Origin of the sequence: Aeromonas tecta, assembly GCF_000820185.1 — a bacterium.
Lineage (GTDB): Bacteria > Pseudomonadota > Gammaproteobacteria > Enterobacterales > Aeromonadaceae > Aeromonas > Aeromonas tecta.
Window position 1 is genome coordinate 1 of record NZ_CDCA01000019.1, and the last position, 19,526, is coordinate 19,526.

Annotated in this window: 17 protein-coding genes and 2 tRNA genes; 7 read left to right on the forward strand and 12 right to left on the reverse strand. The window is 61.7% G+C overall.

Going from position 1 to position 19,526, the window contains the following annotated elements:
- Positions 1-240 precede the first annotated feature (240 nt).
- Positions 241-315 (reverse strand) — tRNA-Gly (locus tag BN1137_RS04070).
- Positions 316-353: 38 nt separating this feature from the next.
- Positions 354-438, reverse strand: a tRNA-Tyr gene (locus BN1137_RS04075).
- 262 nt (positions 439-700) lie between these two features.
- On the opposite strand from BN1137_RS04075, the gene coaA reads away from it, so the two are divergent.
- Positions 701-1,639: a type I pantothenate kinase gene (coaA, locus tag BN1137_RS04080; RefSeq protein ID WP_050717375.1), complete on the forward strand. Its 939-nt coding sequence runs from the start codon at positions 701-703 to the stop codon at positions 1,637-1,639.
- 73 nt (positions 1,640-1,712) lie between these two features.
- Here coaA and birA read toward each other — a convergent pair whose 3' ends face one another.
- Complete coding sequence (gene birA, locus BN1137_RS04085; protein ID WP_050717376.1) at positions 1,713-2,678, reverse strand: bifunctional biotin--[acetyl-CoA-carboxylase] ligase/biotin operon repressor BirA; 966 nt, start codon at positions 2,676-2,678, stop codon at positions 1,713-1,715.
- Positions 2,675-3,727, reverse strand: a complete 1,053-nt coding sequence (gene murB / locus BN1137_RS04090; protein WP_050717377.1) for a UDP-N-acetylmuramate dehydrogenase — start codon at positions 3,725-3,727, stop codon at positions 2,675-2,677. The genes birA and murB overlap by 4 nt, the downstream gene beginning before the upstream one ends.
- Positions 3,728-3,851: 124 nt before the next feature.
- On the opposite strand from murB, the gene BN1137_RS04095 reads away from it, so the two are divergent.
- Positions 3,852-4,505 (forward strand): potassium channel family protein, encoded by a 654-nt coding sequence (locus tag BN1137_RS04095; RefSeq protein WP_050717378.1) that lies wholly within the window; start codon positions 3,852-3,854, stop codon positions 4,503-4,505.
- Positions 4,502-5,857, forward strand: coding sequence for a TrkH family potassium uptake protein (locus BN1137_RS04100; protein ID WP_050717379.1), 1,356 nt, complete (start codon positions 4,502-4,504; stop codon positions 5,855-5,857). Before BN1137_RS04095 ends, BN1137_RS04100 begins: the two co-directional genes overlap by 4 nt.
- 63 nt (positions 5,858-5,920) lie before the next feature.
- On the opposite strand, the gene BN1137_RS04105 is transcribed toward BN1137_RS04100, so the two are convergent.
- On the reverse strand, positions 5,921-7,924 hold the full coding sequence (locus BN1137_RS04105; RefSeq protein ID WP_050717380.1) for a DNA topoisomerase III: 2,004 nt from the start codon (positions 7,922-7,924) through the stop codon (positions 5,921-5,923).
- Positions 7,925-8,271: 347 nt separating this feature from the next.
- Between BN1137_RS04105 and BN1137_RS04110 the strand changes: the two genes are divergently transcribed.
- Positions 8,272-9,402, forward strand: coding sequence for a NapC/NirT family cytochrome c (locus tag BN1137_RS04110; protein ID WP_050717381.1), 1,131 nt, complete (start codon positions 8,272-8,274; stop codon positions 9,400-9,402).
- Between the two features lie 22 nt (positions 9,403-9,424).
- Entirely contained in the window at positions 9,425-11,905 is a 2,481-nt protein-coding gene (gene torA / locus BN1137_RS04115; RefSeq protein ID WP_050717382.1) for a trimethylamine-N-oxide reductase TorA, read from the forward strand.
- Between the two features lie 143 nt (positions 11,906-12,048).
- On the opposite strand, the gene BN1137_RS04120 is transcribed toward torA, so the two are convergent.
- The 4 genes from BN1137_RS04120 to BN1137_RS04135 all read right to left on the reverse strand — a co-directional run bounded on the left by BN1137_RS04120 (position 12,049) and on the right by BN1137_RS04135 (position 15,158).
- Positions 12,049-12,510, reverse strand: a complete 462-nt coding sequence (locus BN1137_RS04120) for a hypothetical protein (RefSeq protein ID WP_050717383.1) — start codon at positions 12,508-12,510, stop codon at positions 12,049-12,051.
- Positions 12,511-12,642: 132 nt separating this feature from the next.
- Positions 12,643-13,992 carry a sensor histidine kinase gene (locus BN1137_RS04125; protein WP_050717384.1) on the reverse strand — a complete coding sequence of 450 codons (1,350 nt, stop codon included), beginning with the start codon at positions 13,990-13,992 and terminating at the stop codon, positions 12,643-12,645.
- A gap of 49 nt (positions 13,993-14,041) precedes the next feature.
- The gene (locus BN1137_RS04130; RefSeq protein ID WP_005306366.1) at positions 14,042-14,698 is read right to left on the reverse strand and encodes an AHA_4052 family stress response regulator transcription factor; all 657 of its coding nucleotides are present in this window, start codon (positions 14,696-14,698) and stop codon (positions 14,042-14,044) included.
- A gap of 127 nt (positions 14,699-14,825) precedes the next feature.
- Positions 14,826-15,158, reverse strand: coding sequence for a PepSY domain-containing protein (locus BN1137_RS04135; RefSeq protein ID WP_050717385.1), 333 nt, complete (start codon positions 15,156-15,158; stop codon positions 14,826-14,828).
- A 63-nt stretch (positions 15,159-15,221) separates the two neighbouring features.
- Between BN1137_RS04135 and BN1137_RS04140 the strand changes: the two genes are divergently transcribed.
- A complete protein-coding gene (locus BN1137_RS04140) occupies positions 15,222-15,473 on the forward strand; it encodes a PepSY domain-containing protein (RefSeq protein WP_050717386.1) in 252 nt (83 codons plus the stop codon).
- Positions 15,474-15,521: 48 nt separating this feature from the next.
- Here BN1137_RS04140 and msrQ read toward each other — a convergent pair whose 3' ends face one another.
- Both msrQ and msrP read right to left on the reverse strand, forming a co-directional pair.
- Positions 15,522-16,166 carry a protein-methionine-sulfoxide reductase heme-binding subunit MsrQ gene (msrQ, locus tag BN1137_RS04145; RefSeq protein WP_050717387.1) on the reverse strand — a complete coding sequence of 215 codons (645 nt, stop codon included), beginning with the start codon at positions 16,164-16,166 and terminating at the stop codon, positions 15,522-15,524.
- A gap of 67 nt (positions 16,167-16,233) precedes the next feature.
- Positions 16,234-17,250, reverse strand: a complete 1,017-nt coding sequence (gene msrP / locus BN1137_RS04150; RefSeq protein WP_050717388.1) for a protein-methionine-sulfoxide reductase catalytic subunit MsrP — start codon at positions 17,248-17,250, stop codon at positions 16,234-16,236.
- Between the two features lie 379 nt (positions 17,251-17,629).
- Here msrP and BN1137_RS04155 point away from each other — a divergent pair, with 379 nt between their 5' ends.
- Complete coding sequence (locus BN1137_RS04155; protein ID WP_050717389.1) at positions 17,630-18,103, forward strand: DUF1097 domain-containing protein; 474 nt, start codon at positions 17,630-17,632, stop codon at positions 18,101-18,103.
- Between the two features lie 73 nt (positions 18,104-18,176).
- Here the strand turns inward: BN1137_RS04155 and BN1137_RS04160 are convergent, their stop codons facing one another.
- On the reverse strand, positions 18,177-19,457 hold the full coding sequence (locus BN1137_RS04160; protein WP_050717390.1) for a sigma 54-interacting transcriptional regulator: 1,281 nt from the start codon (positions 19,455-19,457) through the stop codon (positions 18,177-18,179).
- Between the last annotated feature and the right edge of the window lie 69 nt (positions 19,458-19,526).

The following is a 19,526-nucleotide window of genomic DNA, read 5'->3' on the forward strand; positions in this document are numbered from 1 at the left end:
TGGTCAACGTGGCCGATGGTACCCACGTTAACGTGCGGTTTATTACGCTCAAATTTTTCTTTAGACATGATCGTCCCTCTAAACTAACGCTGAGTACGCGGTGGCAAGCTAACCACAGAACAGTTTATATGATGGATTTGAATCTGGAGGAGTAGAGAGGCTGGTGCTGACAGGCTGGTTCGATTGCCGAACACACCCTAGGGTGTGGCTCTCAGAATTACCTGAGCCATATCAGCATCTTGGAGCGGGCAGCGGGAATCGAACCCGCATCATCAGCTTGGAAGGCTGAGGTAATAGCCATTATACGATGCCCGCATTTCTCTAACCCAAAGAACTCAAACCGCAGAGAAATATGGTGGAGGGAGAAGGATTCGAACCTTCGAAGGCAGAGCCGTCAGATTTACAGTCTGATCCCTTTGGCCGCTCGGGAACCCCTCCGTTACCTGAATGCCACAACGGTAATTCTGCTTGCACCCGTTGTTTTTATCGCTTTTGCTGGGCAAATAGACGACAGACATCTAAGCGTCGCGCATTTTATGGTAAGGATTTTGGGGATGCAACCATTGCGCCTTGCAAAATGTGCATAATTGCCGGGATCTGTGCAAAAAAGCGCTCCTTCCCCGTCCGAACCAGACGCGTCCCTTGTCGCTCCCAATCCCTTGGTGTATGGTCGCCCTGCCCAAGAAACAGTGATGACATCATGACGACAGAGCATAACCCCTATTTGCAATTCACCCGCGAACAATGGGCGTTATTGCGTGATGCAGTCCCCCTGACCCTGACCGAAACCGATCTGCATACCCTGCGCGGGATCAACGAGAAGGTGTCATTGCGCGAGGTAGAGGAGATCTACCTGCCACTCTCCCGCCTGCTCAATCTCTACGTCAAAGCCAAGCAGCGCCGCAGCCGGGTGCTGGAGCAGTTTCTCGGCCAGTCCCGTGGCAAGGGCACCTATATCATCAGCATCGCCGGCAGCGTGGCGGGGGGCAAGAGCACCACGGCCCGCATCATGCAGGCGCTGCTGGAGCGCTGGCCCGAGCACCCCAGGGTCGAACTGGTCACCACCGACGGCTTCCTCTATCCCAACAAGGAGCTGGAAGAGCGCGGGCTGATGCGCCGCAAGGGCTTCCCGGAGTCCTACGACATCCGCCATCTGGTGGAGTTTGTCGCCAACATCCGCGCCGGCCATGAGCGCGTCGAGGCGCCCGTTTACTCCCACCTCATCTACGACATCCTGCCCGATGAGAAGAAGGTGGTGGAGCAGCCGGACATCCTGATCCTGGAGGGGCTCAACGTGCTGCAAAGTGGCATGGATTACCCGCAAGAGCCTCATCGCGTCTTTGTGTCAGATTTTGTCGACTTCTCCATCTATGTGGATGCCGATGCCGAGCTGCTGCGCACCTGGTACATAGATCGCTTCCTCAAGTTCCGCAGCGGCGCCTTCTCGGATCCCGACTCCTACTTCCACCACTATGCCAAGTTGGCGGAGAGTGAGGCCACCGAGATTGCCAGCAACATATGGCAAGATATCAACTATCTGAATTTGAAAGAGAACATTCTACCAACCCGGGAGCGAGCCAACCTGATCCTGACCAAGGGTCATGAGCACGCCATCGAGCAGATCAAACTGCGCAAATGACCGCAGTCTCACGGTAGATAAACAAAGGGGGCCCTCAGGCCCCCTTTGTTATTGACGCAACATCACAGCGGGATCAATCCCCTCGCCGCAGGGAGATCTCCCCACCCAGGTAGAATTTGGTCCCCTCCTCCGTCTCCAGCCGCAGCGCCCCTCTATCGTCGATGCCACTGGCAATGCCGCGGATCTCCTGCTCCCCCATCAGCAGCCGCACCGGTCGGCCGGCAAAATGATCGAGCCGGTTCCAGCTGTCGACGAAGCTGGCCAGACCGCTCTGCTCGAAGGTGAGCATGGCTTGTTGCAGATGCTGAAGCACGCTGGCCGCCAGCTGGTTGCGATCCACCAGTTCGGGCTGGATGTGGCGCAGTTCGGACCAGGCCTGATCGATCTTCTCCCCCTGCCGCTGTGGCATCGCCAGGTTGAGGCCAACCCCGATCACCAGATGGCAGCTGGCACCGGCGCTGCCGCTCATCTCCACCAGGATGCCCGCCAGCTTGCGGCCCTGATAGTAGAGATCGTTCGGCCACTTCAGCTCAACCCCCGGATACCCGAGGGATTCCAGCGCTTCCACCACGGCCACGCCGACCGCCAGGCTCAGCCCCATGGCGGCCGCCATGCCCTGCTCGAGCCGCCAGTACATGCTCAGCAGCAGCTGGCAGCCGAAGGGAGAGACCCAGGGTTTGCCACGACGGCCCCGACCGGCGGTCTGACACTCGGCCAGGCAGCTCTCACCGGACTGGAGCCGGTTCACCCGCTCCAGCAGGTGCTGGTTGGTGGAATCGATCACCGAGAAGCAGTGCACCGGCGCCATGGGCGCCAGCGCCTGCAGTTGCGCCTCGTCGTACAGCGCCATGGGCACCGCCAGTCGGTAGCCCTTGCCGGTCAGGCTGAACAGATCCAGCCCGAGATCCTTGAGCGCCGCCATGTGTTTGCTCACCGCAGCCCGGCTGATGCCAAGCTGCTCGCCGAGCTGTTCACCGGAGTGGAACTGGCCGTCGCTGAGCAGGGTGATCAGGGTCTGTCTGGTAGGAGTGAGGGTCATGCCAGCACCTCGTCGAGCCAGGTTTCACCGGTGAGCCCCATGAAGCGCACCTCGTGCTCCAGCTGCACGCCGAAGCGCTGCTCCACGCTGTCACGCACATGGGCGGCCAGGGCGATGAGCTCCATGGCGCTCGCGCCGCCGAGGTTGACCAGCACCAGCGCCTGCTGCTCATGGACGGCGGCGCGGCCGATGGCGAAGCCCTTGAGGCCGCACTGATCGATGAGCCAGCCCGCCGCCAGCTTGGCCTGGCCCTCTCCTGCCGGATTCCCTGCAACCGGATAGACGGGCATCTGCGGATGGCGCGCCTTGAGTATCTCGGCCAGCGCCATGGGCACCACGGGGTTCTTGAAGAAGCTGCCGGCGTTGCCGAGCACGGCAGGGTCCGGCAGTTTGGCCAGGCGGGTGTCACAGACGGCATCGAAGATAGCCTGGGCACTGGGATTATCGCCGAGCGCCGCCAACGGACCATAACCCGCTACCGGCTGCCAGGCCTTGGGCAGGCGCAGACCGACGGCGGTGATGAAATGGGAATCCTGATAGGCGTGCTTGAAGACGCTGTCGCGATAACCGAACTGACAGTCGGCGGCCGCGATGCGCTCCACCTCCCCGCTCTGCCAGTTGAAGGCTTCGACGTAGGCACAGAAACGGGCCAGCTCGACACCGTAGGCGCCGATGTTCTGCACCGGGGCGGCGCCGACGGTGCCCGGGATCAACGCCAGATTCTCCAGCCCATGCCAGCCTTGCTGCAGAGCATGCCGCACCAGTTGATGCCACTCTTCCCCCGCCGCCACGTGCAGCAGCCAGTGGTCGCTCTCCTCCTGCAGCTCAATACCCTGCAGACGGTTGTGCACAACCAGACCGGCAAAATCGTTGCAGAACAGAATGTTGCTCCCTCCGCCCAGCACCAGACGCGGCAACTCGGCCAATTCGGGGTTGGTCATCAACGAGCGAAGATCATCAATCTGCGTCACCTCGGCCAGCCAGAGGCAATGGGCATCGAGAGCCAGGGTATTGAGGGCCGACAAGGGGGCGTGGGGGGTGAGTTTCATCTGCGTGTCCCGACAAGAGCAAGGGGGCAGTTTACCCCAGATCCCCGGGACGAAAAACCCGGGTACTTCTCGGACTCAATCCGCTGGAGTAGAGTAACTCCTTCACTCCCTTGAGGAAGCATGAATGAACAACCAATTTGCCGTGATCGGCCTCGGCCTGTTCGGCAGCGCCCTGTGCGAAGAGTTGCAACGGCAGGATGCCGAGGTGCTGGCCATCGACATCGATGAGGTCAAGACCCGCCAGATAGCCACCCTGTGCAATCACGTCATCCTCGCCGATGCCACCGATGAGGCCACGGTGGCCGAGCTGGGTCTCGCCAATTTCGACATCGTCTTCGTCGCCATCGGTGACAACCTGGAGACCAGCATACTCACCACACTCGTGTTGAAAGAAGCCGGAGTGAAGAAGGTGTGGGTCAAGGCCCGCGACAAGTTCCACGCCAAGATCCTGCAGAAGGTGGGCGCCGACAAGGTGATCAACCCGGAGTGGGACATGGGCCGCCGGGTCGCCCAGAGCATGCTGGACAACCGCCTGTTCGACTACCTGGAGCTGGGCCATGACATGGTGCTGACCGAGTTCGTCATCGGCCTGCAGCAAAACAGCCGCACCCTCGGCGATCTGCACCTGTTGCAGCAGAGCGACTTCCAGCTGCTGGCCATCAAGCGCGGCGAGGTACTGCACAACGTGCTGACCGGCAAGATGGAGCTGCAACTCGGCGACATCCTGATCCTGGCCGGTAACAAGCACGCCATCGACCACTGGCTTGATACCCTATGATCCACTGGCGCAGCAACTACGCCTTTGCCATGCACCGGGGGCACGAATCCCGCTGGAGCGAGGCCAAGCTGATCCTGGGCAGCTTCCTCATCATACTGATGGTCGGCACCCTGTTCCTGGTGCAGCCCTCCAGCCACAACGGTGAGGTCACCTTCGTCAATGCTCTGTTTACCGCCACCTCCGCCATCAGCGTGACCGGGCTCGGGGTGGTGGATACCGGTACCGCCTTCACCCTGCAGGGGCAGATCATCCTGCTGATGCTGATGGAGATAGGGGGCCTCGGCCAGATGACCATGACCCTGCTGCTGATTGCCATGTTCAGCAAGCGGGTCGGTCTGCGCCAACAGGTGCTGGCCAAGGAGGCGCTGGGTCAGGAGGGCTCGGTCAACATCATCCAGCTGGTCAAGCGCATCGTGCTGTTTGCCCTCATCGCCCAGCTGATCGGCACCGCCGTCATGGCCTTTCGCTGGGTGCCGGAGATGGGCTGGTCCCACGGCCTCTACGTCAGCTTCTTCCACGCGGTCTCGGCCTTCAACAACGCCGGCTTCTCGCTGTTTGCCAACAACCTCATCGACTACAGAGACGATCCCATCATCAGCCTGACCATACCGGCCCTGCTGATCCTCGGCGGTATCGGCTTCACCGTCATCGTCGACTTGGTACGCAACCGTCGCTGGCGCAAGCTGAAACTGCACAGCAAGTTGATGATACTGATGACGCCGGCCTTGCTGCTGCTGGGCACCCTGATGTTCTGGCTGCTTGAGCACAACAACCCCCACACCCTGGGCAACGCCGGTATCGACGGCCAGTGGCTGGCGGCCTTCTTCCAGTCCGCCACCGCGCGCACCGCAGGTTTCAACACGGTCGACATCGGCCAGATGGTGCCCGCCTCCCTGCTGTTCATGATGATGCTGATGTTCATCGGGGCCGGGGCGACCTCCACCGGGGGTGGTATCAAGGTGACCACCTTCGCCGTGGTACTACTGGCCACCAAGGCCTTCCTGACCAAGCGACCCCATGTCACCGCCTTCGGTCGTACTCTGTCACCCCAGATAGTGACCCGGTCGCTGGCCATCATCATCGTCAGCGTCATGGTGCTGATGCTAGCCATGTTCCTGCTGACCCTGACGGAGTCGGTGCCGCTGGACAAGATCATGTTCGAGACCATCTCGGCCTTCGCCACCGTGGGCCTCACCACCGGCATCACCCCCGGCTTGAGCGAGCCCGGCAAGCTCATCCTGGTGCTGGTGATGATCTGCGGTCGTCTGGGCCCGCTGACCCTGGCGTTGATGCTGGCCAGACCGAGCGAGACCCGCATTCGCTACCCGGAAGAGGGGGTTTATACGGGTTAATAACACGCAGTGAAAAGAGCGGCCAATTGCCGCTCTTTTCACTTATCAAAATCGCACAAGCCATTACTTCACCATTTTCTCCCATCTTGATACCAACTCACGCCCTATTAGTTGAGCCGGGTTAGATGACGTTTTTTTATTGTTCTTTTTAGCTGATGCAGAACCACTCTTGCGGCGGGTGAAACGCTGCTTGCTGGCACCCGGCGCGGCCTTGGGCAGGGAGCTGAAACTGGCACCAGAATCCTGCCGCGCTCCCTCGATCAGGGTGTGCAGTTGCTCGGTGAGCGGCCCCATAAACTGCTGGTAGCTGGCGTGACGCTCGGCGATCTGGCCGAGGTGCTGCTCCCAGAGCGCCGTCATGTCCGGTGTGGTGGCGCTGGCAGGGAGCGCCAAAATCAGCGCCCGCCCGGTGGGGGTGGCCTTGATGCTCTTGCCTTGGCGCACCAGGAAGCGGCGCTTGAACAGCAGATCGATGATGCCGGCCCGGGTCGCCTCGGTGCCAAGGCCATCGGTATCGCGCAGGGTCTTGCGGATCTCGGGATCCTGCACGTAGCGGGCGATGCCGGTCATGGCAGCCAGCAGGGTGGCATCGGTGAACGCCTTGGGGGCCTGGGTCATCTTCTCCAGCAACTCACCCCGCTCACACAGCAGTGTCTCCCCTTGGCGCAGCGCCGGCAGGGTACCGGCCTTCTCCTCGTCGTCATCTTCCTCGACCCCGAGCAGCGCCTTCCAACCCGCCTTGAGGATGCGCCTGGCCTTGGCCTGGAACAGGCCACCGGCGATGCGCAGCAGCACCTTGCTGTCGTTGTACTCGAACGGCGGATAGAACTGCAGCAGGTATTGGCGGGCGACCAGCCCATAGATCTTGCTCTCCTCAGCCGACAGGCTGGCCTCGTTGCCGCGCTTCTCGGTGGGGATGATGGCGTGGTGAGCATCCACCTTGCTGTCGTTCCAGGCCTTGCTGCGCAGCTTGCCATCGGCCTCGCTGACGGCCTTGGCTAGATTAGGCGCGGTGGTGGCGATGGCGTCACGCACCTGGGGCGCACGGTTGAAGTGATCGCTTGGCAGGTGGCGACTGTCGGATCTGGGATAGGTGATGAGCTTGTGGCGCTCGTAGAGCCCCTGACAGATATCCAACACCCGCTTGGCATCCATGCCGAAACGCTTGGCGGCATCGATCTGCAGGCTGGAGAGGTTGTAGGGCAGCGGCGCCGTCTGCTTGCGGGCCTGCTCCTCCACCTCCTCCACCAAGGCATCCTGACCCTGGATGCGCTCCACCACCTTGGCGGCGAGCGCCCGGTTCAGCACCCGCCCTTCCTCGTCTTGCCAGGGGGCGCACGCCTCCGACGGCAGCCACTTGGCGCTGAAACGCTCATTGCCCGGCGTCACCACCTGGGCCAGCACCTCGAAGAAGGGTTTTGGCACGAAGGCATCAATCTCCAGATCCCGCCGCACCACCAGCCCCAGCAGCGGGGTCTGCACCCGGCCGACCGACAGCAACTCGCTGCAACCGCCCTTGCGGCCCAGCAGGGTGTAGGCCCGGGTCATGTTGATGCCATAGAGCCAGTCGGCGCGGCTGCGGGCCAGGGCCGACACCGCCAGCGGCACGAACTCCTTGTTGTCGCGCAGCTTGTCGAGGGCGCGGCGCACCGCGGGCGGGTTGAGATCGCTGATGAGGCAGCGTTGCACAGGTTTGCTCTTGGGATAGCCGAGAAAGTCGATCACCTCGTCCACCAGCAACTGGCCTTCCCTGTCAGGGTCACCGGCATTGACTACGCAATCGGCCTGCTTGATCAGCCGCTTGATGGCGCTGAGCTGGGACTTGGTCTTCGGCTTGGCCACCAGTTGCCACTGGCTCGGCACTATGGGCAAGGATTCCATGCGCCACTGTTTGTAGGCGGCGTCATAGGCATCGGGCTCCGCTTGCTCCAGCAGGTGGCCGATGCACCAGGTCACCACATCCCCCTCGGCGGTCTCGATGAAGCCATCCCCCTTCTTGTGGGGCTTGGGCAGGGCATCGGCGATGGCGCGGCCCAGGCTGGGCTTCTCGGCAATAAAGAGTCGCATGACTGACAAACCTGATCACTGTATATGCGAACAGTATATATCGAGCCTTTTGCAAATCCCAACCCCTGCCCTTTCAGGGCTGTCGGCGGATCTGGCGAGCAAAACGTCACGACCACGCCGTTTTCAACATGAAGCGTGCGGATTTGATGACCAAATGAGTGTCAAATAAGGCTAAACTAACAAAGTTAACAATTCCGAATTTGATTTAAATTCATATTTAAAGACTTAAATGAAATTTTTAACATAAATAATCTTATTTAAAGAATAAAAACCATAATCGAGGTCAACCCCTCGTTCGCCATAACTACTACTATATTGGTAATATTTGCTTTTGGGGAACTGCCACCATGTTTGGAAAAATGTTGAGAAAGACCTGGTTCTGGCTCCTGCTGCTGGGAGCCCTGCTGGGGGTCGCGGCGCTGGGAGTCACCGTCACCGTGCTGCACAAGACCAGCTCCACCGAGTTCTGTGTCTCCTGCCACTCCATGCAGACACCGCTGGCCGAATATCAGGGCAGCGTGCACTTCCAGAACCCCAAGGGGATCCGGGCCGAATGCGCCGACTGTCACATCCCCAGCGAGCCCACCTCCTATCTGTGGACCAAGATCCGCGCCGTGAAGGACATTTACCACGAGGCGCTCGGCACCCTCGACACACCTGAGAAGTACGAGGAGCACAAGCTGCGCATGGCCCAGACCGTCTGGGATCAGCTCAAGGCCAATGACTCCGCCACCTGCCGCAGCTGCCACAGCTACGCCGCCATGGACATCCTGGCCCAGCGCCCGAACGCCCGTGCCGAGCACCCGGTTGCCATCAAGGAGGGCCAGACCTGTATCGACTGCCACCGCGGGGTCGCCCACATCATGCCGGACATGAGTGGCCTGGCCGCCGCTGGCGCCAGTGAACTGGCTGCCGCCGCCGCCCAGACCCCGGCCAATGTCACCACCCGCTACGCCATCGCCACCACCCCCCTGTTCCTCGATGCCAAGGCCACCACGGACGAGGGTACCCTGATGCCGTCGACTCGGGTCGAGATCCTGGCCAACGACAACGGCCGTGCCCAGGTACGGATCGAAGGCTGGCAGCAGGACGGGGTCAGCGAAGTCTTCTATGCCGCCCCCGGCAAACGGATCCTGAGCGCACTGGTCGGTGATAGCGCCAAAAAGGCGCTGGTGACCGGCAAGAGCGAGACCGACAGTTCCACCAACCTCACCTGGCATCAGGTCCAGCTGACCGCCTGGGTGGATCAGAGCCAGCTCATCGGTGATCAGGGCAAGCTGTGGCAATACGCCTCCACCCTGATGTCCAACAACTGTACCGGCTGCCACGGTCTGACCGCGCTGGATCACTTCAATGCCAACCAGTGGATTGGCGTCATCAAGGGCATGGAATCACGCACCTCTCTCACTCCGGAGCAGGCCCGCATGCTGACCCAATACGTGCAGAAAAACGCCAGTGACATGAGCGCGGCACACTAAGGCTGGAACAGAGGAATTCGATATGACTTTTTTCAATGACCAAGAGACCAATCTGTCCCGCCGCAGCCTGCTCAAGGGATTGGGCGCCTGCGCCGCCCTGCCGCTGCTGGCCGGCATCTTCCCAAAGAACGCCCTGGCTCAGGCCATCAGCACCGCGCTGGAACAGTTCCCGACCCTGGTGCCCGCTCAGAAGGGCATTTTGACCGGCGCCCACTGGGGTGCCTTCGAAGCCATCGTCTCCGATGGCCGCATGGTGCGGGTGCAACCGGTGGCCGATGATCCGGCGCCGAACGATCTCATCGACATGGCGCCGTTCCAGGTCCATGCCAAGAACCGCATCAAGTACCCCATGGTGCGCAAGAGCTGGCTGGAGCATGGCCCGGGTGCCAGACCCGAGCTGCGTGGCGCCGACGAATGGGTACGGGTGAGCTGGGACAAGGCCATCGAACTGGTCGCCGGCGAGATCAAGCGGGTGCAGAGCGACTTTGGCCCCCAGGCCATCCACGCCGGCTCCTACGGCTGGAAGAGTGTCGGCATGTTCCACAACAGCCGCACCCTGCTGCACCGCTTGATGAACCTCTCCGGTGGCTTCACCGGCTATGCCGGGGACTACTCCACCGGCGCGGCCCAGGTGATCATGTCCCATGTGATGGGCTCCATCGAGGTGTACGAACAGCAGACCGCCTGGCCGAACGTGGTGGAAAACGCCGAACTGGTGGTGCTGTGGGGCGTCAACGCCCAGGTGACCCTGAAGAACAGCTGGAACATGCCGGATCACGAGGGTCAGGCCGGCTTCAAGGCGCTCAAGGAGAAGGGCACCCGCATCATCAGCATCGACCCCGTCTACAACGAGACCGCCAAGCTGGCGGGGGCCGAGTGGATTGCGCCGAACGCCTACACCGACGTGGCCATGATGCTGGGGGTGGCGCACACCCTCTATAGCGAACAGAAACACGATCAGGCCTTCCTCGATCGCTACACCGCCGGTTTCGACAAGTTCCTCACCTACCTGCTCGGCAAGGATGACGGTCAACCGAAGAGTGCCGAGTGGGCAGCCACCATCTGTGGCGTCGAGGCACCGGTAATCCGCCAGCTGGCCCTCGACATGGCCTCCAAGCGCACCATGATCATGGCTGGCTGGGGCATGCAACGTCAGCATCACGGCGAGCAACCGAACTGGATGCTGGTCACGCTAGCCTCCATGCTGGGGCAGATTGGCCTGCCAGGCGGCGGCTATGGCTTCAGCTACCACTACTCCTCCGGCGGCAGTCCGACCGCCAAGGGCGGCATACTGGCCGGTATCTCGGCCGGGACGGCGCCGCAGAACAGCCCGGCCCCGATCCCGGTGGCCCGCATCGCCGATTGCCTCGCCAACCCCGGCAAGACCATCGACTTCAACGGTCGCAAGCTGACCTACCCGGACGTCAAACTGGTCTATGTGGCGGGCGGCAACCCCTTCCACCACCACCAGGACACCAACAACCTGCTGCAGGCCTGGCGCAAACCGCAGACGGTGATCGTGCACGAGCCCTACTGGACCGCCACCGCCAAGCATGCGGATATCGTGCTGCCGGTGACCACCAGCTACGAGCGCAACGATCTCGAGATGGGGGGTGATTACTCCCAGCGCTATGTCTTCCCCATGCACCAGTGCGTGCCGCCCCAGCACGAGTCGCGCAACGACTTCGACATCTTCAGTGCCGTCGCCGCCAAGCTCGGCCTACAGGATGCCTATACCGAGGGCAAGGACGAGATACTCTGGCTCAAGCAGATGTATGACGGCATGGCCGCCCAGGCCCGTGGTGCCAAAGTGGCGCTGCCGCCGTTCAACATGTTCTGGGAATCCAATAACTACATTCGCTTCCCCATCCCCGAGGCGAACCGTCAGTGGATCCGCCACGCCGATTTTCGCGAGAACCCGCTGCTCAATCCGCTCGGTACCCCGTCCGGCAAGATTGAGATCTTCTCCAACACCATCGCCAGCATGCACTATGCCGATTGTGTCGGTCACCCCAAGTGGTATGAGCCAAAGGAGTGGGCCAAGGGTGAGCAGGCCAGCCGTTATCCGCTGTCACTGAACACCTCCCACCCGACTCAGCGGCTGCACTCCCAGCTGGATAACACCCCGCTGCGGGACAAGTTCGCGGTCGCCGATCGGGAGGCCATCCTGATCCACCCGGACGATGCCAAGGCACGTGGCATCGCAGAAGGAGACCTGGTACGCGCCTTCAACGAGCGCGGTCAGATCCTGGTGGGCGCCCTGCTGTCGAAAGACATCCGACCCGGGGTGGTACGGATCTGTGAAGGGGCCTGGTTCGATCCGGCCAAGCCGGGCGAGGTCGGCGCCATCTGCAAGAACGGCAACGTCAACTGCCTGACCTTCGATGAAGGCTCCTCCAGCCTGGCGCAAGGCAACTGTGGCCACATGGCCCAACTGCAGATCGAGAAGTACCAAGGGCCAGAACTGCTCAACACCGCCCATGCGGTCCCCGCCAACGCTTGAGTGAGCGGTTGACCAACAAAAACGGCGCCATTTAGGCGCCGTTTTTTTATTTATCACTGTTGTGGAGGTCCGAGAGCCGCTAGCAGCCCTGCGTTTTACCATAGAGTCCGCTGCTTTTTAGCAAAAAACCTATCAGTTACTGATTAGAAGTCGCCTTCAGCCATATATTCTTCCGCACATTCCACCAGCTGCGGCCAGAGATCCTCCGGCACCCAGGCCTCGGGATCGTCTTCGTCGCCATCGTACTGGGTCCAGAAGAAGGCCCGCAGCCCGCTGGCAAAGTCGTCGCTGACCTCGGCCAACTCGGAGAGTGGCCCGAGCCAGGCGATGCGACGCAGGCCGGAGGCGAGATCGTTGATGGCATCCATCAGGCCGCGATCATCGCCACACTGCTCCACCAACAGGGTGAAGCGCTCACGGGCGCTCGCGGTCTGATCCTCATCCAGCTCGCCCACATCGGCCAGCAGGTCGACGAAGTCTTCCAGCAGGAATTCGATCAGGGATTCCCGATCCTCAAACCACTGGATCTGGGCTCCCTTGGTGCCCAGCACCGAAGCATCGAACGAATCATCGAGATGACAGAGTGCCCACGGATCGTCAGTCATTGCTACCCTTCCTACCACTTGAAATTAGGACCCTATCTTAAGCCTAGCCCTCGACCCTTGCCACCTTGGGCAACGACAGCGAGGCCGCCAACCCACCCAGTATGTTGTTCGTCCCAAGATGAGACAACGTTGCTAGCTCTCCACCCTGGCTACCTTCGGCAATGACAGGGAGGCCGCCAGGCCTCCCAATTCGGCCCGTCCCATGATGAAACTGCCGCGATAGGCTTCCGCCAGATCGGAGACGATGTTGAGGCCAAGGCCCGAGCCCGGCACCTTCTCGTCGAGGCGTACCCCGCGCAATACCGCCTTGGCGATTTGATCTTCGCTCATGCCGGGGCCGTCATCCTCGATACGCAACGTTATCCAGCCCCCCAGCTCGGCGCTGGAGATGCGCAGCCGAGTGCGGGACCACTTGAAGGCGTTCTCCAGCAAATTGCCCACCATCTCGTCGAAATCCTGCTCCTCCACCCCGACCGCCAGGTTGGCCGGCACCTGCAGATCGACCTCCTTGCCCGGATAGAGACGGGAGAAGGCGCGGCAGATGTATTCGACCCGCGCCCGCACCGGGGTTGAGACCCCCAGGATCTTGGCGGCGCCGGTTACCCGCGCCTTGCCGAGGTGATAGTCGATGTGGCGCTGGATCTGATCGAGCTGCTCGCCGATGGCGGCCTGATCCTCAGGGGGCAGCTGGGCCACCTGATTGCGCATGATGCTGAGCGGCGTCTTGAGCGCATGGGCCAGGTTGCCGGTGTGGGAGCGGGCCCGCTGCAACAGCTCGCCGTAGTGGTGCAGCAGCCGGTTGATATCTTCCACCAGCGGCTGGATCTCCAGCGGATAGCGCAGCCGGAACCCCTCCTGATGACCCTGATGCACCCGGCCCAGCTCGCGGCGCAGCAGGTGCAGCGGCCGTAGGCCATAGACGATCTGGAACATGAAGCCGAGCACCAGACCGGCGGCGGCAAAGCCAAGGCCTAGGAACAGGCTGAGGCGAGTCTTCTTCAGGGTCTGAGTCAGAGCGCTGCTATCTTTGGCCATCACCAGGGTGAATACCCGATCCGAGCCGGGCAGCAACACGGTGCGGGTCATGATCAGCAGCGGCTCCTTGTTTGGCCCCTTGCCGACGAACAGATCCGGATCGCCGAACGCCGACTTCAGACCATGTGCGCTGAGGTGCGCATCCCACAAGGAGCGCGAACGGCTGACGACGTCCGTGCCCAGCTCCAGCTGCCAGTAGTAGCCGGAATAGGGTTGCAGGAAGCGGGGATCGGCCATGGGCTCGGTGACCAAAGGCAGGCCACTCGGCTGGATCTCGAGGCGGGAGAGCAGGTCATAGAGCTGCAACCGCAGGCCGTCGGCTTCCGCCTCCTGCCAGTAGTTGCGCATCATGGTCTGCAGGCTGAAACCGGTGGCAAACAGAAAGAGCCCGCACCAGACCATGGCGATCACCACCAGCCGGCCACGCAGGGTACGCACCAGCCTCATGGCATCCACCTCGGTGCGCGGCTAACCCAGAGCCCGCTCCACACCAGTGTCATTCGTTGATCCTGTACCCGAGCCCGCGCACCGTCTCGATCAGATCGGCGTGAGTCTTCTTGCGGATCCGGCCGATAAACACCTCCACGGTATTGGAGTCGCGGTCGAAATCCTGGGCGTAGATGTGATCGATCAGCTCGCTGCGCGACACCACCTTGCCTCTGTGCTGCATCAGGTAACCCAGCACCCGGAACTCGTGGGCGGTGAGCTTGATGGGGGTGCCCTCATACCAGACCTGGGAGGCGGCCATGTCGAGTCGCACTCCGCCGATCTCGAGGATAGAGCTGGCGTTGCCCGCGGCGCGGCGCACCAGGGCATGGACCCGCGCCACCAGCTCGGCGACCTGGAATGGCTTGGTGAGGTAGTCGTCGGCACCGGCGTTGAGCCCTTCTATCTTCTCGTGCAGCTGGCCGCGGGCGGTCAGTACCAGCACCGGGGTATCGATCCCCTTGCTGCGCCACTCCTTCAGCACGCTCAGACCATCGCGGCCCGGCAGGCCGAGATCCAGAATGATGGCGTCATAGGGCTCGGTCTCGCCGAGAAAGCCCGCCTCGTTGCCATCGTGGCAGAGATCGGTCACGAAACCGGACAGGCGCAGCTGTTCGGCCAACTGGCCAGCCAGGGTCTTCTCATCTTCAACTATCAGAATACGCATGAATTTTTATCCAAAGTGGGGGCACTCTTTGCCAGCGAGCCGGGTTCTTCACGGCCATCGCAACCAGTCGCAGCCTCGCGGCCACCGCATTTCGCCCAGGTGGCGGGCGGGCAAAACGGTCTCGGGTTCACTCTTCTTCCAAGGGGGGACGAGGCTCGAACAGCCGCTCCAGATGGTGACCCTTGAGCCACACCATCTCCAGATTGTCGGCGCGATAGCCCACCTTGATGACGCTGTTCTCGCTGTCGATGAGCCGAAGCTCGTAGAGCCAGATGCCGTCTTCTTCCCCCAGATCGACGCGCAGCACGCGCACCGGCAGGCGGGAGGCGACCTCCATCAGCTCATGAAAAGGCCGGATCCGCCCCTCGCTGACCGCCTGTTGCAGCAAGGCCTCGTTTGGCTGGGCCGCTTGCACCAGCACCGGCAGCAACAGCCCAAGCAGGGACAGGGCTCTATTCATGGATGATTCATCTCCCAAAACCTAACATAATGCCGTTTATAGTGTGCCAGCCATGAATCCGGAATGAATATGATCCCACGCAGTATCCTGCTGATCCTTTGTCTCTTTTCCACCCTTGGCTGGGCGGCACAGACACGCCTCGAGATGCCGGCCCTGATCAAGTTGCTGCTGGCACAAGGGTATCACGACATTCGGGAAGTCGAGCTGGAAGGTGACACATTTGAGGTCAGTACCCTGAATGCCAAGGAGCAGAAGGTGAGGCTGATCGTCGATGCCTACACCGGAGAGATAACCCAACAAAAAGAGGCCAACTAGGCCTCTTTTGTTATGCGCGCTCCGCGATTGCGGGGCGGAAGAGATGCATCATGCCTCCCCCACTCGCTGCTGTTGCCGCAGCTTCTGCCGCTGGCGCCAGGGCCGCAGCAACTTGTCGCGCCGCGGCACCAACAGGGCGCAGGCCAGCAGCAGGTAGATGAGCGGCTCCTGCCAGCCACTTTTGACCGACCACCAGTAGTGGATGGGCACCAGCAGCGCCACGGCGTAGATCCAGTTATGCAGCTTCTGCCAGCTCGGCCCCATGGCCCGCAGCAGGGCCGGGATCGAGGTGATACTCAGCGCCGTCAACAGCAGCAGCGCCACCGCCCCCACCACTATGTAGTTGCGCTTCACCAGCTCGCCACCGATCAGCCGCCAGTCGAATTGCAGATCCAGCCCCAACCACACCATAAAGTGCAATCCTGCCCAGGCGGCGCACCAGAGCCCAAGGGGGCGGCGCAGCTTGATGAGCTGGCCCTGCCGCCAACGTTTGGCGAGCGGCGACACCAGCAGGGTCAGCAGCAGCAGGTGCAAGGCGCCCTTGCCGAGGTAGTGGGTCAGCCCCTGTATCGGATCCCCCCCCAGCAAGCCAGCCGGCACCGCATACCCCAGCCAGAGCAGGAAGCCCAGCGAGCCCAGATGCACCAGCGCGCGCAGCATGCCGATGTGACGAGTGGTCAGTCTCAATGCCATCTTTGCCGATCCCCAGTGTGAGAGAGAAGAATCACCTCATTGGCACCGCCAATAAGGTGGGAGAGCATCAATACCATTTGCGCAGATCCATGCCCTGATAGAGGGACGCCACCTCATCGCCGTAGCCGTTGAACATCAGGGTCGGCTGGCGCTTGGCGCCGAAGATGCCCCCCTCGCCGATGAAGCGCTCGCTGGCCTGGCTCCAGCGCGGGTGATCCACCTGCGGATTGACGTTGGCGTAGAAGCCATATTCGTTCGGTGCCAGCAGATTCCAGGTAGTGGGTGGCATCTCCTCCACCAGTCGGATGGAGACGATGCTCTTGATGCTCTTGAAGCCGTACTTCCAGGGCACCACCAGCCGGATCGGCGCTCCGTTCTGGGCGGGCAGCGTCTTGCCGTAGAGCCCCATCGCCAGGAAGGAGAGCGGGTGCATCGCCTCGTCCATGCGCAGCCCTTCCACATAGGGATAGTCAATGCCGCCCCCGAGATTACTGGACGCCTGACCCGGCAGCTGTTCCGGGTCATAGAGTGTCTCGAATGCCACGAACTTGGCGCGACTGGTGGGCTCGGCACGGCGGATGATCTCCGCCAGCGAGATGCCGCTCCAGGGCAGCACCATGGACCAGGCTTCCACACAGCGCAGCCGATAAATCCGCTCCTCCAGCTCTGTCTTGTTGATGAGATCCCACACATCCAGGGTGAACGGCTTGGCCACTTCCCCCTCCACCTTCAAGGTCCAGGGCTCGGGTTTGAGGTAGTGGGCGTTGCGGGCCGGATCGCCCTTGTCGGTACCGAGCTCATAGAAGTTGTTGTGAGTGGTCGCCTTTTCCAGTGGGGTGAGGATCAGCCCTTCCGGCCGGGTCGCAGCCTTGTACTGCAGCGCCTTGGTGGCGGGCGCCGGCGCCGCTTTCTCATCGGAGAAGAGATCCAGCAGGCTGGCCTTGACCGGGAAAGCCAGGCTGGCGGCGCCGGCACCCAACCCCAGGCCAAGCCCCTTGAGAATGAGGCGACGATCCTGATAGACGGCTTCCGGGGTGACATCCCGCTCGGTGGGGTGATGGGGGGCAGAACGCTTGATCAACATGAAGAAACTCCCGGGGCTATGAAGCGATAAACAGGAGACCGGCCCCGGCGAGGTTTTATTTCACGGCTTACATCATCTGGTAGAGAGGCAAGGCCTTAGCCATGGTTCCAACCAGAAACAACAGGATGAACACCAGCAGAGGAACGATCACATTTGGCACCATCAGACTCACTCCATGAGCAGGACAGGGCCTCTAACTATGGTCCAGTGGCTAAAAAGCCACCATGAATTATTTTCGCGAGCGCAAGCGTATTCCCGAGTTGAAAAGAGTGACCAAGATCACACACAATCCGGCCCCTGCTTGCCGACCCTTAACCGAAGGGTAGGCTGCCTGTTTTCCTGAATTCAACCACTGGTTCCACTAATTGAGAGTCATGCCATGAGCCCATTGATCGCCATCGCCATCACGACCGGGATCCTCTCCGCCGTCTGGGGTGGATTGGCCGCCGCCCTCGGCCTCATCTCCTGGGTCGGCTTCCTCGGTTGCACCAGTTATTTCGCCTCCAGCGGCGGCTACAAGGCGCTGCTGCAAACCCTGCTGTGCAACGCCACCGGCATGTTGTGGGCACTGCTGCTTATCCACGGCGAGAGCTGGTGGGGCGCCGGCATGGCGGGCTATCTGATGACAGGGGTGGTCGCGACCCTGATGTGTGCCCAGGCCAAGCAACAGTGGCTCAGCTACATCCCTGGCACCTTTGCCGGTTGCTGTGCCACCTTCGGTGCGGCCGGGGAATGGCGCCTGATCCTGCCCTCGCTGGTCATCGGCGCGCTGTTCGGTTATCTGATGAAGGCGAGTGGCCTCTGGCTGTCTCGCAAGACCCAGGCCAGCACCGGGATCTCCGATCCGGCCTGATCCTGACAGATACCGAATAGCAAAACGGCCTGACCACCAAGGTGGTCAGGCCGTTTTCATTTTGCCCTTCAGATCAGCCTTTCAGTTTGAAGTTGGCCGCCTCTATGCTGTGTCGATTCAACAACTTGTAGAAGTCGGTACGGTTGCGGCCCGCCATGTTGGCCGCCAGGGTCACATTACCCTCGGTGGTGCGCAGCAGGCGGATCAGATACTCCTTCTCAAACTCGGCGCGCGCCTCGTTGAACGAGGGGATACCGCCGACGCCACCACTCAGGGCCGACTCCACCATGGCGGCGCCGATCACCGGGCTGCAGCAGAGACTGGCGAGCTGTTCCACCACCCCGTAGAGCTGACGTACGTTGCCAGGCCAAGCGGCCGCAGCCAGCATGGCCAGCGCCTCCGGCGAGAAGCCGAGGGCGGCGCAGCTGTCATTGCGGCTGCGATATTCATCCAGTGCCTGACGGGCCAGCAGCGGAATGTCCTCGCTGCGAGCGCTCAAGGGAGGCAGGGTGATGTTGGCGACGTTGAGGCGGTAGAAGAGATCCTCCCGAAAGCGTCCCTCCTCCATGGCCGTGACCAGATCCTGGTGACTGGAGCTGATGACCCGCACCTCGGGCGCGCCCTGACCATATTCCGCCAGCACTTGCAGCAACTTGGCCTGCAGCGACTCGGACAGGTTGCCGATCTCATCCAGAAACAGGGTCGCTCCCTTGGCCTGGGCGAACAGGCCGGACTGACCATCTTCCCCGAACAGTTGCAAGTCCAGCACCGGCCAGGGCAGCGCGGCGCAGTTGATGGCATGCAGCGGCTTGTCGTGCCGATTGCTGGCCTGATGCAACGCCTGGGTCATTACCCCCTTGCCAGAGCCGGAAGGGCCCAGGATCAGCACCGGCACCTCCATGGCGGCAATGCTGCTCGCCTGGATCAACAGCTGCTCCATCTGCGGGTTGCGCGTCTGGATGAGGGACTGCCACTCCCGCTGCTGCTTGGGTCGGGTCAGGCTGAGGGCATGCTCTATGGTGGCGAGCAGCTCGTCCTTGTCGATGGGCTTGGTGAGAAAACTGAACACCCCGGAGCGGGTCGCCTGAATGGCGTCGGGAATGGTGCCGTGAGCGGTCATGATGATGACCGGCATGCCGAGCCACTGGGACTGGATCCGCTCAAACAGCGCCAGCCCGTCCATGCCGCCCATCCGCAGGTCACTGAGCACCAGATCGGCTCGCTGCTGACGCAGCCGGTCTAGCGCCCCTTCGGCACTGTCGGCGGTATCCACCTCATAACCCTGGCTGCGCAGCCGCATGCTCATCAGCTTGAGCAGGCTGGCATCATCATCGACCAGCAGGATACGACTCATGCTCGACCTCCCTTACCAGTCTGAACATTCAGGACGTGGCTCATGTCCATCCCCCCTTACCAGCCGGAG

What these genes read in the sequence shown, in the direction of transcription:
- coaA (WP_050717375.1), top strand. Translation starts at nt 701, where the DNA reads ATGACGACAGAGCATAACCCCTATTTGCAATTCACCCGCGAACAATGG.
- birA (WP_050717376.1), bottom strand. Translation starts at nt 2,678, where the DNA reads ATGACCCTCACTCCTACCAGACAGACCCTGATCACCCTGCTCAGCGAC.
- murB (WP_050717377.1), bottom strand. Translation starts at nt 3,727, where the DNA reads ATGAAACTCACCCCCCACGCCCCCTTGTCGGCCCTCAATACCCTGGCT.
- BN1137_RS04095 (WP_050717378.1), top strand. Translation starts at nt 3,852, where the DNA reads ATGAACAACCAATTTGCCGTGATCGGCCTCGGCCTGTTCGGCAGCGCC.
- BN1137_RS04100 (WP_050717379.1), top strand. Translation starts at nt 4,502, where the DNA reads ATGATCCACTGGCGCAGCAACTACGCCTTTGCCATGCACCGGGGGCAC.
- BN1137_RS04105 (WP_050717380.1), bottom strand. Translation starts at nt 7,924, where the DNA reads ATGCGACTCTTTATTGCCGAGAAGCCCAGCCTGGGCCGCGCCATCGCC.
- BN1137_RS04110 (WP_050717381.1), top strand. Translation starts at nt 8,272, where the DNA reads ATGTTTGGAAAAATGTTGAGAAAGACCTGGTTCTGGCTCCTGCTGCTG.
- torA (WP_050717382.1), top strand. Translation starts at nt 9,425, where the DNA reads ATGACTTTTTTCAATGACCAAGAGACCAATCTGTCCCGCCGCAGCCTG.
- BN1137_RS04120 (WP_050717383.1), bottom strand. Translation starts at nt 12,510, where the DNA reads ATGACTGACGATCCGTGGGCACTCTGTCATCTCGATGATTCGTTCGAT.
- BN1137_RS04125 (WP_050717384.1), bottom strand. Translation starts at nt 13,992, where the DNA reads ATGAGGCTGGTGCGTACCCTGCGTGGCCGGCTGGTGGTGATCGCCATG.
- BN1137_RS04130 (WP_005306366.1), bottom strand. Translation starts at nt 14,698, where the DNA reads ATGCGTATTCTGATAGTTGAAGATGAGAAGACCCTGGCTGGCCAGTTG.
- BN1137_RS04135 (WP_050717385.1), bottom strand. Translation starts at nt 15,158, where the DNA reads ATGAATAGAGCCCTGTCCCTGCTTGGGCTGTTGCTGCCGGTGCTGGTG.
- BN1137_RS04140 (WP_050717386.1), top strand. Translation starts at nt 15,222, where the DNA reads ATGAATATGATCCCACGCAGTATCCTGCTGATCCTTTGTCTCTTTTCC.
- msrQ (WP_050717387.1), bottom strand. Translation starts at nt 16,166, where the DNA reads ATGGCATTGAGACTGACCACTCGTCACATCGGCATGCTGCGCGCGCTG.
- msrP (WP_050717388.1), bottom strand. Translation starts at nt 17,250, where the DNA reads ATGTTGATCAAGCGTTCTGCCCCCCATCACCCCACCGAGCGGGATGTC.
- BN1137_RS04155 (WP_050717389.1), top strand. Translation starts at nt 17,630, where the DNA reads ATGAGCCCATTGATCGCCATCGCCATCACGACCGGGATCCTCTCCGCC.
- BN1137_RS04160 (WP_050717390.1), bottom strand. Translation starts at nt 19,457, where the DNA reads ATGAGTCGTATCCTGCTGGTCGATGATGATGCCAGCCTGCTCAAGCTG.